The 15398-nt window shown below is 40.0% G+C and carries 13 protein-coding genes and 1 tRNA gene; 3 read left to right on the top strand and 11 right to left on the bottom strand.

Annotation, left to right across the window (positions count from 1 at the left end; translation table 11 throughout):
- Positions 1 to 56 precede the first annotated feature (56 nt).
- The 6 genes from HUS61_RS01485 to HUS61_RS01460 all read right to left on the bottom strand — a co-directional run bounded on the left by HUS61_RS01485 (position 57) and on the right by HUS61_RS01460 (position 4597).
- A complete protein-coding gene (locus HUS61_RS01485) occupies positions 57 to 458 on the bottom strand; it encodes a hypothetical protein (protein WP_130166376.1) in 402 nt (133 codons plus the stop codon).
- Between the two features lie 52 nt (positions 459 to 510).
- Positions 511 to 601: transfer RNA gene (locus tag HUS61_RS01480), tRNA-Ser, on the bottom strand.
- 73 nt (positions 602 to 674) lie between these two features.
- Complete coding sequence (locus tag HUS61_RS01475) at positions 675 to 1052, bottom strand: hypothetical protein (RefSeq protein WP_175081899.1); 378 nt, start codon at positions 1050 to 1052, stop codon at positions 675 to 677.
- Between the two features lie 199 nt (positions 1053 to 1251).
- Entirely contained in the window at positions 1252 to 1800 is a 549-nt protein-coding gene (locus tag HUS61_RS01470) for an NAD(P)H nitroreductase (RefSeq protein ID WP_175081898.1), read from the bottom strand.
- A 63-nt stretch (positions 1801 to 1863) separates the two neighbouring features.
- Positions 1864 to 2574 carry a DoxX family protein gene (locus tag HUS61_RS01465; RefSeq protein WP_175081897.1) on the bottom strand — a complete coding sequence of 237 codons (711 nt, stop codon included), beginning with the start codon at positions 2572 to 2574 and terminating at the stop codon, positions 1864 to 1866.
- Between the two features lie 61 nt (positions 2575 to 2635).
- Positions 2636 to 4597: an FAD-dependent oxidoreductase gene (locus HUS61_RS01460; RefSeq protein WP_175081896.1), complete on the bottom strand. Its 1962-nt coding sequence runs from the start codon at positions 4595 to 4597 to the stop codon at positions 2636 to 2638.
- 199 nt (positions 4598 to 4796) lie between these two features.
- Between HUS61_RS01460 and sppA the strand changes: the two genes are divergently transcribed.
- Positions 4797 to 6662 (top strand): signal peptide peptidase SppA, encoded by a 1866-nt coding sequence (gene sppA, locus HUS61_RS01455; RefSeq protein ID WP_175081895.1) that lies wholly within the window; start codon positions 4797 to 4799, stop codon positions 6660 to 6662.
- Positions 6663 to 6721: 59 nt separating this feature from the next.
- Positions 6722 to 7732, top strand: a complete 1011-nt coding sequence (gene ansA / locus HUS61_RS01450; RefSeq protein ID WP_054561413.1) for an asparaginase — start codon at positions 6722 to 6724, stop codon at positions 7730 to 7732.
- 54 nt (positions 7733 to 7786) lie between these two features.
- On the opposite strand, the gene gndA is transcribed toward ansA, so the two are convergent.
- On the bottom strand, positions 7787 to 9160 hold the full coding sequence (gndA, locus tag HUS61_RS01445) for an NADP-dependent phosphogluconate dehydrogenase (RefSeq protein ID WP_055022232.1): 1374 nt from the start codon (positions 9158 to 9160) through the stop codon (positions 7787 to 7789).
- A 423-nt stretch (positions 9161 to 9583) separates the two neighbouring features.
- Here gndA and pyk point away from each other — a divergent pair, with 423 nt between their 5' ends.
- Positions 9584 to 11017 (top strand): pyruvate kinase, encoded by a 1434-nt coding sequence (pyk, locus tag HUS61_RS01440; RefSeq protein ID WP_175081894.1) that lies wholly within the window; start codon positions 9584 to 9586, stop codon positions 11015 to 11017.
- Positions 11018 to 11096: 79 nt separating this feature from the next.
- Here pyk and HUS61_RS01435 read toward each other — a convergent pair whose 3' ends face one another.
- The 4 genes from HUS61_RS01435 to HUS61_RS01420 form a co-directional block, all read right to left on the bottom strand.
- Positions 11097 to 11921 carry a LytTR family DNA-binding domain-containing protein gene (locus tag HUS61_RS01435; RefSeq protein ID WP_054554883.1) on the bottom strand — a complete coding sequence of 275 codons (825 nt, stop codon included), beginning with the start codon at positions 11919 to 11921 and terminating at the stop codon, positions 11097 to 11099.
- Positions 11918 to 12991: a sensor histidine kinase gene (locus tag HUS61_RS01430; RefSeq protein WP_054554884.1), complete on the bottom strand. Its 1074-nt coding sequence runs from the start codon at positions 12989 to 12991 to the stop codon at positions 11918 to 11920. The genes HUS61_RS01435 and HUS61_RS01430 overlap by 4 nt, the downstream gene beginning before the upstream one ends.
- 155 nt (positions 12992 to 13146) lie before the next feature.
- A complete protein-coding gene (locus HUS61_RS01425; protein WP_175078273.1) occupies positions 13147 to 14703 on the bottom strand; it encodes a SulP family inorganic anion transporter in 1557 nt (518 codons plus the stop codon).
- Positions 14704 to 14847: 144 nt separating this feature from the next.
- Positions 14848 to 15306 (bottom strand): Lrp/AsnC family transcriptional regulator, encoded by a 459-nt coding sequence (locus HUS61_RS01420; RefSeq protein WP_036968198.1) that lies wholly within the window; start codon positions 15304 to 15306, stop codon positions 14848 to 14850.
- Between the last annotated feature and the right edge of the window lie 92 nt (positions 15307 to 15398).

The following is a 15398-nucleotide window of genomic DNA, read 5'->3' as shown; positions in this document are numbered from 1 at the left end:
TTTAGTTAAAAGACGTGCTCATACTAACATAAAAATACAACGAATATCGCCTAGTTTTACTGCGTTTGCTCAGTGTTTGCACTAATTCGCTGCTTTATTTTATCAATTACAAATGTCGCAACAGGTAATGTAGCGATCATCGAAGCAATAAAAAAGCCGCTCATTAAACCATCTTTGCCCAACATAACTAAAGGCACGGCAATAAGACCCACAGTCGAAATCACACATGCAGCAATGACAGGCCAATGCTTGTCGTATTTGCCAATAAGGTGCCCTACTAACACATTAAACCCAATACCATAAGCGATTGAAGATATTAGCCCGTAATCAGGCTGCGCATCATGGGCCATAGCTACAAGTACATTGATCCCGCTGTGATAAAAATAAGAAAAGATACACCAAAGCAGAACATGTTTAACAATGCGCATTAGTGTAGAAGAAGACTCGCTTGCTGACATTACTTATCTCCAGATAGCAAAAAACCGCCATAAAGGCGGTTTTTCTAAATAATGGTGGAGAGATAGGGATTTGAACCCTAGAGGGGCTACAAACCCCTGCCGGTTTTCAAGACCGGTGCATTCGACCACTCTGCCATCTCTCCGTACGGCGCGCATAATAGTGTTTACTGCGTTCGTTGTAAAGCCTTAAATGTAAAAAACTTTAAAAAAGTAATTTTAATAGTACTGCTTAGGGCGCTTTGCGATTAAAGAGCAAACTAAACAAACAATTAAACTAACAATTGCAAAGCCTGAACCCTGCACTATTACGTCAATTTTATTGAGGTTATAGCTAGGTATAATGACTAATGCAAAAGCGGGTAAGCAGGTGATCGTTAAAACGTAGCAACAAATTTTAAAAGCGCGGCCGAAATCGAAACGTTTAGTGCTTTGCATCCACCAAGTCAGTAGGAGTAATATCACTACAGCAGACAAGCCAAGGTAATGAGGTTGCTTCGTAGACATGGCAACAAAAAAAGTGACCACGGCGCCAACTAAGCCCCAAATTGACCAAGCGAACCAATTTTCTTTTTCACGTAAAAATAAGTTTCCCATCGTTCTCGTCTTCTTTATCGTTATTTTTTTAAGACTATCCATACGTTAACAAAAAATAACCGATTAAAAAACACACTGAAGAAGAATTATTTCGTTTTTTGCATCCGTGCGCTTCTTACAGCTAAGCTAAATCTAAAAAAACTAACATAAGTAAGCTTAATAGTGTCTGACTGATTAACTGCAAAAAAGTTCCTAATATTTATAAATTCTCAAAAAACGTCTCTGGCTTGTGTCTGATTGGTTTTTTAATGTCTACTTCTGGTGTACCTAAATATAAGTAGCCAACAATCTCATCTTGTTCTTTACAACCTAGTGCCGCTTTAACAGCTGGGCTCTGTGCAAAATAACCTGTACGCCAAATGCCCCCTAAACCTTGCGCAAATGCTGCTTGTTGCATTGCAAGTACAGCGCAGCCTGCACTTTGTACTTGTTCAATACGTGGCACTTTTGGGTTTTCAGTTACATCAGCAATGGCAATGATCATCATAGGAGAGCGTAGAGGTAGATCTTTAGCGCGCTCAATGGTTCTATCATCTTGGTTTTCAGCAACAGCGGCTTGATGGTAGATATCGCCTAATTTATTACGTGCGTCGCCTTCAACGACAATAAACCGCCAAGGCGCAATACAGCCATGATCAGGCACTTTTATGGCCGCTCGCTTAATAATTTCAAGTTGTTCTGCAGTTGGTCCAGGTGCAATAAGACGAGGATCTGATTGTCGAGTTTGTAATAGCGTTAAAGCGTCCATGAATATTCCGTAAATGCTTAAGTACGACACCCCTTAATAATCGGGGCAGAAAACCCAAGCTTATCATTTATCTTTATTAGCAATAAAGCTATTAGATGCTTTTCTAGTTAACCAATAATCTAAACTGACGTAACGACCGCCACCTGCAAAAAATAAACTTAAGAGCATAACAAAGTATATTGCGGAAAACTCAATACCATTATTTAATATTACAGGCTTCCCTTTCCCATAGAGGTATTCTGTATAACCATGCGTCTCTAACAATTCACGCATTTTAGCTAATCTCTCACTGGCTTCATTGGAATTAACTAAACTGGCTTCACTTCCTGGTATTGCTAGCCAATTCAGCACTCTCGCAGGGCTGGTACTGGCATCGATAGGTGTTACAGCAAACCAGCCATTACTGGCATGTACTGTTGTCGCTGCAACCAGCATGGTGATCATTAAAGGGATTGCTGTTAAACGAGTAAATAAACCCAATAATATAAAGATCCCCCCTAAAAACTCAGTCCATGCAGCTAAAAAGGCTAATACAGAGGGCATGGGTAGACCTAAACCCCAGTCACTATTTCCAAACCAAGCAACAATATCCTCAGATGCTAAAAAGTATTGATAAAAGTGAGTAACATCACCGCTTAAAGCAAGTTTATTAAAACCGGCAATGATCATCACTGGGGCTAAAATCAAGCGAATTAATAGACTCGGTAGTCCATCTAAAAAATGCAGTTTCTTAAAGGTGTGTTGGTAAAGGGGTATTAGGTGTGTGTGCAACATAGCGGTCTCATGACTAAATAGATTAATCACATAGACCGCACGTTTTCTAGTTTACTTTCAATTAAATTTTACGAGCGACTTGTAACGCTTCAAAAATTGCACGTTTAGCATCGATAGCGGCAGCTAGTTTTGCGCCACCAATAACGTGTACTTTAGCGTTTTCGGTTTGATTGTCGAACGTTTCAGTATTTGACACCTGACCAATACAAGCAATCACGGTATCAACATCGAGGATTTGCTCTTCACCTTTTACCGTTATCTTCAAACCTTGTTTATCAAAGCTTAGATATTGACACTCAGCGATTTGTTTAACACCGTGCTGTTTGGCAACTTGACGGTGGATCCAACCCGTTGTTTTACCAAGTTCACTACCAAAACGCCCTGCACTTCGCTTAAGCATGTAAATTTGACGATTGTCTTTTTCAGGCGCAGCTTCGCATTCAATACCCCATTGAGTTTTGAATTGCTCAATTGTTTGGCCTTTGTGTTCACTTAAAAAGGCAACCATATCAAAACCGATACCACCGGCACCTAGAATCGCAATTTTCTCACCGAGTTCTACTTCACCACGAATTACTTCATCATAAGCGAATACGCGTTTGCCATCACTGCATTCTATTTTGGCTTCACGCGGACGTACGCCTGTTGCAAACACCACATCATCGTATTGATTGAGCATCTTGTCAGTAAATTCAGTACCGAGCTGTAAATCGACATTTAAACGCTTTAATTCATTAGTAAAGTAGTTAAGGGTATGGTTAAAGTCTTCTTTACCCGGCACTTGCATGGCTAAATTAAATTGGCCACCCATTTGTTCTTTACGTTCAATTAAAGTCACTTTGTGACCTTTCGCTGCTAAGTAAGAACTTGCAGCAAGGCCAGCAGGGCCAGCACCCACAACCAGTACTAATCGAGACGATGGTGCTTTTTCAAGGCTGTAATCTAACTCAAAAGCCGCTTGTGGGTTAACCAAACAGGTGGCACGTTTGTTTTTAAACACATGGTCTAAGCAGCCCTGATTACAACCAATACAAATATTGATTTGCTCAGACTTATTATTAACGTATTTATTGAAAAATTCTGGGTCTGCTAATAAAGGGCGTGCCATCGAAATTAAATCAGACTCGCCGGCTTCTAAAATTCCATTGGCAATTTCTGGAGTGTTAATACGGTTAACCGCGATAACTGGCACTGATACCGTTTCTTTCAAGCGTTTTGATGCTTCTTTAAATGCTCCTGGTGGTACCATACTGGCAATGGTTGGTACACGAGCTTCGTGCCAACCAATACCGGTGTTAAAGATATCAACGCCAGCTTGTTCAAGTGCTAGGGCTTGTTGTTTTACTTCATCAGGTGTTGATCCATTAGGAATTAAATCCATCACAGACAAACGAAATACAATAATGAACTTTTGACTTACTTTAGCGCGTACAGCTTTAACAATATCAACAGCCAAGCGCATGCGGTTTTCTAAACTACCGCCATAGTTGTCTGTTCTTTTATTAGTGTGGTTAGCCATGAATTCATTAATCAAATAACCTTCAGAACCCATGATTTCAACACCATCATAACCTGCTTTTTCAGCCATTTTTGCTGAGTTAGCAAAGTCTTTGATGGTTTTTTTGATTGAACCTAACGACATTTCTTTAGGTTTATACGGATTAATAGGTGCTTGAATTGAGCTTGGCGCTTGATTGAATGGATGATAAGCATAGCGACCTGCATGCAATAATTGTAAGCAAATTTTTCCGCCATGCTGATGCACTGCATCAGTATATGCTTTGTGTTTGATCACATCATAAAATGAGTTAAATGTTGATGCGAACGGAGATAGCTTGCCACGAATATTTGGGCTATAACCACCTGTAATGATTAAACCCGTGCCGCCTTTGGCACGTGCTTCGTAGAATGCACGTAAGCGTTTACGGTTATGCCAGCCTTCTTCTAAGCCGGTATGCATTGAACCCATAACCAAACGATTACGAAGTTCGGTATGCGGTAATTGTAATTTTTGTTCTAACATTGTGTGCCCCGTTAACTGGTCGAACCTCTATTTGAAATAGATTCTGCGGCAATAACTTAGAATAATCAACTTTTCACCGGTAATTATTCTGTAGCAAATTGTCGTTTTAAACACTCTGTTACTATTTAACAGTTAAATTTAAAGTTATTCTAAGCTAAGATGAGATCACTATTAAGCTGTACTGAATTAAGGATTTATTTTGCTAGCAAAGATATTTAAAGGCATTTGGACCGGGATTAATTTTTCCCGCCGTTTGGTCCTAAACATATTATTTCTATTACTAGTGATACTCTTCTTTGTTGCTATCACTGGTGAAGAAGACCAAGTAAAAGTAGCAGACGGAACCGTGCTACGCCTAAACTTAAATGGCCCTATTGTTGAAGAAAAAACGTATGTTGATCCTGTAGAAGCAGCAATCAACGATGCAACTATGGGTAATGAAGCACCATCAGAAATTCTTCTTGATGATGTTGTTGAAGTGATCAACCAAGCAACTAAAGATGATCGCATCAGTGTGATGCTTCTTGACCTACAAAAAATGCCAAGTGCACACATCAATAAGCTAAAACAAATAACTAAAGCAATTGATGCCTTTAAAGAAGCAGGCAAGCAAGTTATTGCAACGGGCTATTACTATACACAAGCTCAATACTATATTGCAGCACACGCTAATGAAGTGTCTATGCACCCTTATGGTGGTGTGAGCATTGAAGGCTACGGTATGTTCCCGCTTTACTTCAAAGATGCGCTTGAAAAATTAAAAGTAACTCAACATATTTTCCGTGTGGGTACTTACAAGTCAGCGGTTGAGCCATTTATTCGTAATGACATGTCAGATGCGGCAAAAGAAGCGAATAGCGTTTGGTTAACTGCACTTTGGAACGAGTATAAAACTGACGTTGCTGCAAGCCGTCCATTCGATGAAAGCAATTTCGATGAAGATATGGATGTTTATCTTGCAAAAATGCAAGCAGTTGATGGTAACTCAGGTCAGTACGCATTAAATAATCAGTGGGTTGATTCTTTAAAAACCTCACAACAAATTCGCCAACAGCTTATTGAGTTAGTTGGTGCAGAAGAAACAGGCAAAACCTTTAAGCAAGTAAGCTTCCGTGAGTATTTATCGCTGGTAAAACCACCTGTTGAGTTCGATAACCCAATCACTGAAAAAGTAGCTGTGGTTGTTGCGAAAGGCACTATTGTTGATGGCGAGCGTAAAGCAGGTGAAATTGGTGGTGACTCTACAGCAGCCCTACTTCGCAAAGCGCGTCTTGACGATAAAGTGAAAGCCGTAGTACTACGTATCGATTCAGGTGGTGGTAGTATGTTTGCTTCTGAAGTTATTCGTGCTGAAGTATTAGCTCTTAAAGCAGCGGGTAAACCGGTTATCGCTTCAATGAGCTCAGTGGCAGCATCTGGTGGTTACTGGATTGCATCTGCAGCCAATGAAATTTGGGCAGCCCCTAGCACAATTACAGGTTCAATCGGTGTATTCGGTACTTTCATGACATTTGAAAATACAATGGCTGAATTAGGTATTTACTCAGATGGCGTTGCTACAACAGACCTTGCTGGCTTCTCTATTGCACGCCCACTTGATGAGAAGATGTCAGATATCATTCAAATGAGCGTTGAAAATGCATACAAACGTTTTTTAAATGTAGTGGCTGAAGCGCGTAACATGACCCCTGAGCAAGTTGATAAAATTGCCCAAGGCCGTGTATGGATTGCAACTCAAGCAAAAGAGCTGGGTTTAGTTGATAAACTTGGCGATAAGCAAGATGCAATTAAGGCAGCAGCTGAGCTTGCTAAGCTTAATCATTATGATGTTAAAACCATCAAGCAATCGCTTACACCACAAGAGCAAATGCTACAAGATATCTTTGGTACAGCGGCTGTTAAGAGCTTCTTTGCTAAGTCTGATTCATCACAATCAGTACTAGCAACACAAGCCAACTTACAAAGCCTTATTAATCAGTTAAGTAGTGAAATTGATAACCTAAAAGATTACAACGATCCACAAGGCGTTTACGCTCGTTGTTTAGTGTGTAATGTAATTCAATAAGTTACTTAGCTAAGCGATTTTAGGTATACTAAGCCCAGTTATTTAACTGGGCTTTTTTTATGAAACGTAAACGTATATATATCGCCTATACGGGTGGTACTATCGGTATGAAAAAATCGAGCCGCGGCTATGTTCCGGCAGAAGGTTTTTTAACCGAAACAGTGGTCAATAATGCAGAGTTTAATCGTGATGAAATGCCTTTGTTTGATATTCACGAATATTGCCCGCTCATTGATTCTTCAGATATGTCCCCTGCCCACTGGCAATTAATTGCTGACGATATTAAGAGTAAATACCAAGACTATGATGGTTTTGTGGTTTTGCATGGTACCGATACTATGGCCTACACAGCTTCTGCTTTGTCTTTCATGTTCGAAAACCTAACAAAACCTGTAATTGTGACAGGCTCACAAATTCCATTGTCGCAACTTCGTTCTGATGGCCAAGTAAACTTACTTAATGCCATGTATTTAGCCGCTAATTACCCTATTGCTGAAGTAAGCCTGTTTTTTAATAACCAGTTGTTCCGTGGTAACCGTGCAACAAAAGCCCATGCTGATGGCTTTGATGCCTTTGCATCACCGAACCTTGAACCCTTAGCACTGTCTGGAATTAATATTCAACTGATCAAAGGGCAACTAAGCCCTTACGTTGATAACGAACTACAGGTGTCAAATATCACACCACAGCCAATTGGTGTGCTTTATCTTTACCCTGGGATCAGTCCAAAAGTGGTTAAAAGTTTAGTTAATGACGACATCAAAGCACTTGTTTTATTAAGTTTTGGCGTCGGTAATGCCCCGCAAGATCCGGCGTTCTTAGACATTCTTAATGATGCAAGTAAACGCGGTATGGTGATTGTTAATCTAACACAGTGCTTAAAAGGCCAAGTTAATATGGGCGGTTATGCAACCGGTAATGCCTTATTAAATTGTGGTGTGATCAGTGGCTACGATATGACATTAGAAGCCTGTTTGACCAAGTTACACTACTTATTTAGTCAAAAGCTTGAAGTAGAAACAATTCGTCACTTGATGCAAGACAACCTGCGCGGTGAGCTAAGTCGTTAATGCAGCAAATACAAAAAAGGCACCAATTGGTGCCTTTTTTATGCTTTTTGATAATTAACGAACTTTTTCGTCAATCTCAACTAAGTCTGTTAAATGGCAAATCTCACCACTGTGAGTTTTAATACCATGTTCACCGAAATAGTCACGTTGTGCTTGAACTAGATGACCATTACTTGGGGTTGTTAACGTCGCAATGTAAGTTTGCGTTGCTGTTAACACTGGGAAAGCAAGACCAGATGAAACTGCTGCACCCGTTACCTTACGTAATGCTGCTGATTCACGCTGCATAGAATCAATAAATTCTACACCTTCAGCTACATTGTCTAAGTAATCAGCACGGATGATACAACCTGCGCGCCACGTTTGTAGCGTTTTAGAAAGATCAACTTTCCACTGATGCGCACGAGACGCACCTTTGATAAGGGCTAAACCTTGACGGTAAGCAAGTAAACTAGCCAATGTGAACGCGTCTTTTAGCTCTGCTAAGTCTAAATCAACGGTATCAGTTGCTTTAGCAGCGTAAGTCATTTCTTTAGCAGCATGCGTATCACAGGTATTAGTTAAGTGACGTGCTTGAACAGCTGCGACTAGTGATGGTACTGCAATACCAAGCTCTAAGGCATTTTGTGCAGTCCATAAACCCGTGCCTTTCGCGCCAACTTTATTGTCGATTAAATCAACTAGCGGCTCGCCTTCTGTCGTTTCAAGGCTCAAGATATGGCTTGAAATTGACAGTAAGTAGCTATTTAAAGTGCCTTCAGACCATTCATTGAAAATGTCAGCCACTTCTTTTGGTGAACGATTAGTACCTAAACGTAATAATTGATACATTTCTGCAATTAATTGCATTAACGCATATTCGATACCGTTATGAACCATTTTTACAAAGTGACCACTTGCAGATTGGCCTACACGAGCAAAACACGACTCACCTTTGTAGCTTGCCGCTACTTTTTCAAACCACGGCTCAACTCGCTCCCAGCCGCCTTCTGAACCACTTGCCATCATTGCAGGACCGTGACGTGCGCCTTCTGCACCGCCAGAAATACCCATAGTGGCAAATTCAAATTTGTTTTGATATTTAAGTTTACGGCTAATGCCATCTTTGTAGTTACTGTTGCCGCAATCTACGATAATGTCATCACAGTCAACACCTGCTTCTGCAAGCTCTGTACATACTTTATCAACCAATTCACCAGCAGGAACTAAAAGAAGAATCGAACGAGGCGGCTCTAAGCGTCTAACCATATCATTTAAATCAGACACAATATGTAAACGGTCTGCCAAACCTAGTGCTTTCGCACAGCTTAGTAACTCGGCACCCGCATCTGGGTTTTTATCATAAGCTACTAATGTCAGCCCTTTTTCAATCAGGTTGAGGGCAAGATTTTTACCCATAACGCCTAACCCTACTAATGCAACTTGCATTTAGTGTCCTCCTCGGTAACAACTATTGGTTAGTTAATCAAAATAATTACGCGCGCATTATACCCAAGCAGCCCAAAAATGCGAGCTTGACAGCCAACTTGAGATAAATCATCGAAATCATGAAGCGACGTTGCCCCCATTATATCAAAATAACCAAGGCATCGGACCAGATTTTTATAATACCCTTTAAAAAGGTATGTGTATTGACGCTACCTGACACCGGTGTCATAATAACGTCATTCACCCTTTGTATACTCTATAATTAATACAAAGAGCCAGATTCTCATAAGTAAAAACAATCATTTTTTACTTATGAGTTCTACATTGTGCTTATGTATAAGCCTATATTAAAGGTTTATAGCACGACATTTTAATAGATAACCATCAATTCGCTTAATATATTTGAGCGCACAGGAGAATTTGATGCTAAGACGCACAAAAATTGTTGCGACCCTTGGACCGGCAACCGATCGCGATAACAACCTAGAAAAAATTATTCGTGCAGGTGCAAATGTGGTTCGTTTGAACTTCTCACATGGCGTAGCACAAGATCACAAAGACCGCGCAGAAGCGGTACGCAGCATTGCTAAGCGTTTAGGCAATCACGTTGCTATCCTTGCAGACTTACAAGGTCCTAAAATTCGTGTATCAACGTTTAAAGACGGTAAAGTAAACCTAGAAGTTGGCGCAAAATTTACCCTTGATGCAAAAATGGAAAAAGGCCAAGGCGACGTTAATGCGGTAGGTATCGACTATAAAGAGCTACCTAACGACGTTAAAACAGGCGACTTATTGTTATTAAACGACGGTTTAATTCAATTAACAGTAGATAGCGTTGACGGTGACCTAGTGCACACGACTGTTACAGTCGGCGGTGTACTTTCAAATAACAAAGGTATCAACCGTTTAGGCGGTGGTTTAACAGCCCCTGCTTTCACTGATAAAGATAAAGAAGATTTAATCACTGCTACTGAGATTGGTGTTGATTATATTGCTGTTTCATTCCCACGCAGTGGTGATGACATGCGTTATGTTCGCTCTTTAGCAGAAGCTGCTGGCTCAAACGCACAACTATTAGCAAAAATCGAACGTGCAGAAGCAGTTGAGAACGTTGAAGCAATTGACGATATCGTACTTGCTTCTGACGCTGTAATGGTTGCGCGTGGTGACTTAGGTGTTGAAATTGGTGATGCAGCCCTAGTTGGTAAGCAAAAGCTTATCATTAGCCGTGCTCGTTCACTTAACCGTACTGTTGTTACTGCAACACAAATGATGGAGTCTATGATCGATAACCCTATGCCAACACGTGCAGAGGTTATGGACGTAGCAAACGCCGTATTAGATGGTACTGATGCAGTTATGTTATCTGCAGAAACAGCCGCTGGTGATTACCCTGAAGAAACAGTAGCGACTATGGCTCGCGTTTGTTTAGGTGCTGAATCACAAAAAGAAACTCACGTTTCTAAGCACCGTTTAGACAGCCGTTTTTCATCAAATGCTGAATCAATTGCATTATCTGCGATGTATGCTGCTAACCACTTAGATTCTGTTAAAGCTATTGTGACTCTGACTGAATCAGGTAGTACAGCTAAATTGATGTCGCGCATCAGCTCTGGTTTACCAATTTATTCATTATCACGTCATCCAAGCACACTGGGCCAAACAGCACTTTACCGTGGTGTTTATCCAGTATTTTTCGATTCGACGAAATGTGAAGATGAAAGCATGGTACGTGATGCATTAAACACACTTGTTGAGCAAGGCTCACTAGTAGCTGGTGATACTGTGATTTTAACTCACGGTGATGCAATGGAAACGATTGGTGCAACAAACACAATGAAGATTGTAACTGTTTAATCTGTTACAAATTTTCAATAAAAAAGGCGCAATTTATTGCGCCTTTTTTGTTTTTAACTTATTAAATTTTGGACAACTATTAGCTCGCGAGCGCTGCTTTTACTTTATCGCGATAGCTACGGCTTACTTTTAGTTCTTGGCCGTTATCTAACACTAATAGGTATTCACCGCTTACTTGAGTTACAAGTTTGCTAATTTGCTTAGTATTAACAATGGCACTGCGATGAACTCGCACAAATAGTTGTGGATCAAGCTCTTGTTCAAGCTCTTTCATTGTTTTACGAAGGATATGCGTTTGCCCATCTTGGCAATGAAGGCACATATAATCACCAGCCGCATCAACCCATTGAATCGTAATGACTGGCACACGAACAATTTCGCCCTGCTCTTTTACTGCTAATGATTCTGGGTAACGACGATCAGCAAGGCTATCGCCCGTTGCTAACTTCTTTAAAATTTCTTCGCAATTATTGCCTGTAATACCTGCAACAAAGCTCGCTAGTTTTTTCTTATGGGCGTTATCTTGTTGCGTTTTTAAATAGGTATGCACTTTTTCTACCGCCTGTTTTAGTCTGTTGTCATCGACTGGTTTAAGAATATAATCCAACGCATGAATCTCGAATGCTTTAACTGCAAACTGGTCAAAAGCCGTGACAAACACAATAGCGGGTAATGGATTAACGCTCTCGCTAAGTGCTCTTGCAACTTCAAAACCGTTCATATTTGGCATTTGAATATCTAAGAAAACCAATTGAATATTGCCCGATAAGCATTCATCAATTGCCTCTTGACCATTGCTACATAAACGAATGACTTCTAAATCGTCAAACTCAGAAAGTCGAACTGCTAAGCCTTTTCTTGCTAGCGGTTCATCATCAACGATCAAAGTTCTAATTTTGCTCATTTCTTAACAGCCTTTTCAAACGGAACGCGCAGATTAACTTTTAATCCACTTGGCGTATTGTCAGAGAGAACAAACGAGTAGTTGTTCTCATAAAGTGTTTTTAAGCGGTCCTGTGTATTAGCTATGCCAACGCCTTGAGAATTAACCAGCTGGCCATTTTTAAGCTCAGTGCCAGGACCATTATCGCCTACTTCCAATAATAGTTCATTTGCAAAAACTTGTGCTTTAATATCAATCACACCACCCTCATTTAGTTGCGCTATCGCATACTTTATCGAGTTTTCGATAATAGGTTGGAGGATCAAGCTTGGTACCAAGGCTTCTTTTGCCTGCTCGCTTACATCTACATTAACTTGTAAACGTTCATCAAAGCGTACTTTTTCAATTTCTAAGTACAGCATGAGGGCATGAATTTCTTGCTCTAATGGCACCTTTTTTATTGGGTCGGTATTGAGTGTGTATCGTAAGAAGTCACTCAATTTTGACACCATTAAATTTGCATCTTTGTTCTCTTTTACCAAAATTAAGGTTGAGATTGCATTTAGGGTATTAAATAAGAAATGCGGATTAAGTTGATAGCGCAGCATTTTCAGCTGAGCTTCGTGAGCCATAGTGGTTGCTTTTAGAGCCTTTTGTCGCTCACTTTGCAATAGCTGGTAATACTTAATACCAAAATACAAACCACTCCAACAAAGGATGATATAAACCGAATCTAAACCTTGTTGAAAGTAATAAAACCATTCATTTGGACGGTAACCGTGACGGTAGATTTCCCATAAATTAAATTTTTGTACAACGGCCCATAATGTGCCTGTGACATAGGAAGCACCAAAAACGACAAGCATTAATACCCAAGGTGAGGCATTCCAAACTTTACGATACATATAACGTAAAGGTACTGTCATTAAACAGCCTGCATAAGCGTTTAATACAATAACAAATACGTAAATATCACGCATTTCAAAGACTTTTGAGCCGATATAATTAACTAACGCATAACCTATCCAGCCTGCAATTTGCAAAACCCAGAAAAAGCGTTGTCGATTATCAACTAATGATTGCCAATTCAAAATATCAGATTACCTTTCATAATTATTTTTATTATACCGATAGTCACGAGAACAAAGCACTGCCGCCTATCTTAATTTTTTATAGCCTTACCGCATTCTTCAGACATTAAAAAAGCGAAGACCACAACAGCCTTCGCTTTTTCTCTGCTTTATTTTTAAGCTAGTTTATCTGAAGCCACTTTATAATTTGGATCTTCAATCACATTGACTTCAACTAAATCACGCGCATTGTGTAAAAGTTGAATACAATCAGGGCTTAAATGACGTAAATGCAGTTTCTTACCCACTTTTGCGTATTTGTCTGCGAGACTGTCAATCGCTTCAATCGCACTGTGATCAGCAACACGGCTATGTTTGAATTCAATGATCACGTCTTCTGGGTCATTTTTAACATCAAATAACTCACCAAAGTTCTTAACCGAACCAAAGAATAAAGGACCATGAAGCTCATACACTTTAGAGCCTTGCTCATCGATGTAATTGCTTGTGTAAATGTGTTTAGCATGCTGCCAAGCAAAAACTAAAGCCGAAACAATCACACCCACACATACCGCGATCGCAAGATCTGTTACTACGGTTACACCTGAAACAAGTACGATAACAAAAGCATCAGACTTAGGTACACGCTTCATCATCTTGAAGCTTGCCCACTCGAAGGTACCAAGAACAACCATAAACATAACGCCAACTAAGGCAGCCAGTGGGATCATTTCAATGAGGCTGGCTGCAAAAATGATGAATGCTAGCAGTATTATTGCGGCACTAATACCAGATAAACGTGAGCGACCACCTGAATTAATATTGATCATAGATTGACCAATCATCGCACAACCACCCATTGCACCAAAGAAACCACAGGTAATATTTGCAGCGCCTTGACCAATACACTCTTTATTACTGTGACCACGGGTTTCAGTAATTTCGTCAATTAAGGTCAGTGTTAATAACGATTCAATTAAACCAATCGCCGCTAAAACTAAAGCGTAAGGGAAGATAATTTTTAATGTTTCAAGATTAAATGGCACCATAGGAATATGGAACTCCGGCAAGCCACCGGCAATCGTTGCCTGCTCATTACCTGTCATTCCTTTTAAGAAATCAAGTACAGTGCGCGCTTCTAAATCAAAACCAATCACAATCGCTGTTACAGTAACAATGGCAGCTAACGATGAAGGTACAGCAGTGGTTAGCTTAGGTAAGAAATGAATAATAGCCATAGTTAACGCTACTAAGCCAAGCATAATATAAAGTGCTTGCCCTTCCATCCACTGTTGGCCGCCCATACCGTCTGGTACTTTAAATTGCCCAAGTTGAGCTAAGAAAATAACAATCGCAAGACCATTTACAAAGCCCAGCATTACTGGGTGCGGAACCATGCGAATAAACTTGCCGAGCTTGAAGATACCTGCGAGTACTTGCAGTATCCCCATCAATAAGACGGTAGCAAATAAATACTCTACACCATGATCTAAAACTAAACTTACCATTACAACGGCTAGTGCACCGGTAGCACCAGAAATCATACCTGGACGACCACCAAAAATAGCCGTAATTAAGCCAACAATAAATGCGGCATATAAACCAACCAAAGGCTCAACATTAGCAACAAAAGCAAACGCAACCGCTTCTGGTACCAATGCCAACGCAACGGTCAGGCCTGATAGAATATCGTTTTTAGCAGAGCTTGGGGCTTTGCTGAGTAAGTTAAACATTAAGATCCTCTTTATAGTGAATGCATTTCGGCAAGGCGCAGAATTCTAGCAAAATCCGCAAAAGTTAACAATTATTAACAACAAAACGGCTAGTACCTAAAAGCACTAACCGTTTTCGAAAAAATAAAACGTAGTAGAAAAAGATTAAAGAGGTAAAGACGTACTACGCTTAACGCATGTCATGGTCACATTTGAGTGAACTTCTTGAACAAACTCAAGGTTTAGTAGGTTATCACGAACAAACTGCTCATAACCTTCAATACCTTTAGAAATAATTCGAAGCATGAAGTCCATGGTACCCGCCATGCTGTAACACTCCGTTACTTCATCATAGCTCATAATTAAACGCTCAAACTCAGCTAGATTCGTTCTACCGTGGTTAGATAGACGAACATGGGCATAAACTAACATATCAAAGCCAAGCTTTTTCTCGTCAAGCAAAGCAACTTTACCTTTGATATAGCCATCTTGCTCAAGCTTAGCAATACGACGCCAACATGGAGATTGAGATAAACCAACTTTATCGGCAATTTCTGCCGTAGATAAGCTAGCATCCTGCTGTAATAATGCCAAAATTTGGCGATCTACTTGGTTCAGAGACATTTTATTTCTTTTTCTGTAAAAATACTGGTTAAATTATATAACTGATTTAAAAATCAGTCTGCCTATTTTCTACTATTTATGCAAAAAAATTG

Source organism: Pseudoalteromonas sp. 0802, from assembly GCF_013350085.1.
Lineage (GTDB): Bacteria > Pseudomonadota > Gammaproteobacteria > Enterobacterales > Alteromonadaceae > Pseudoalteromonas.
The sequence above is the reverse complement of the archived record's forward strand: the minus strand, read 5'-3'. Positions and strand labels throughout refer to the sequence as shown.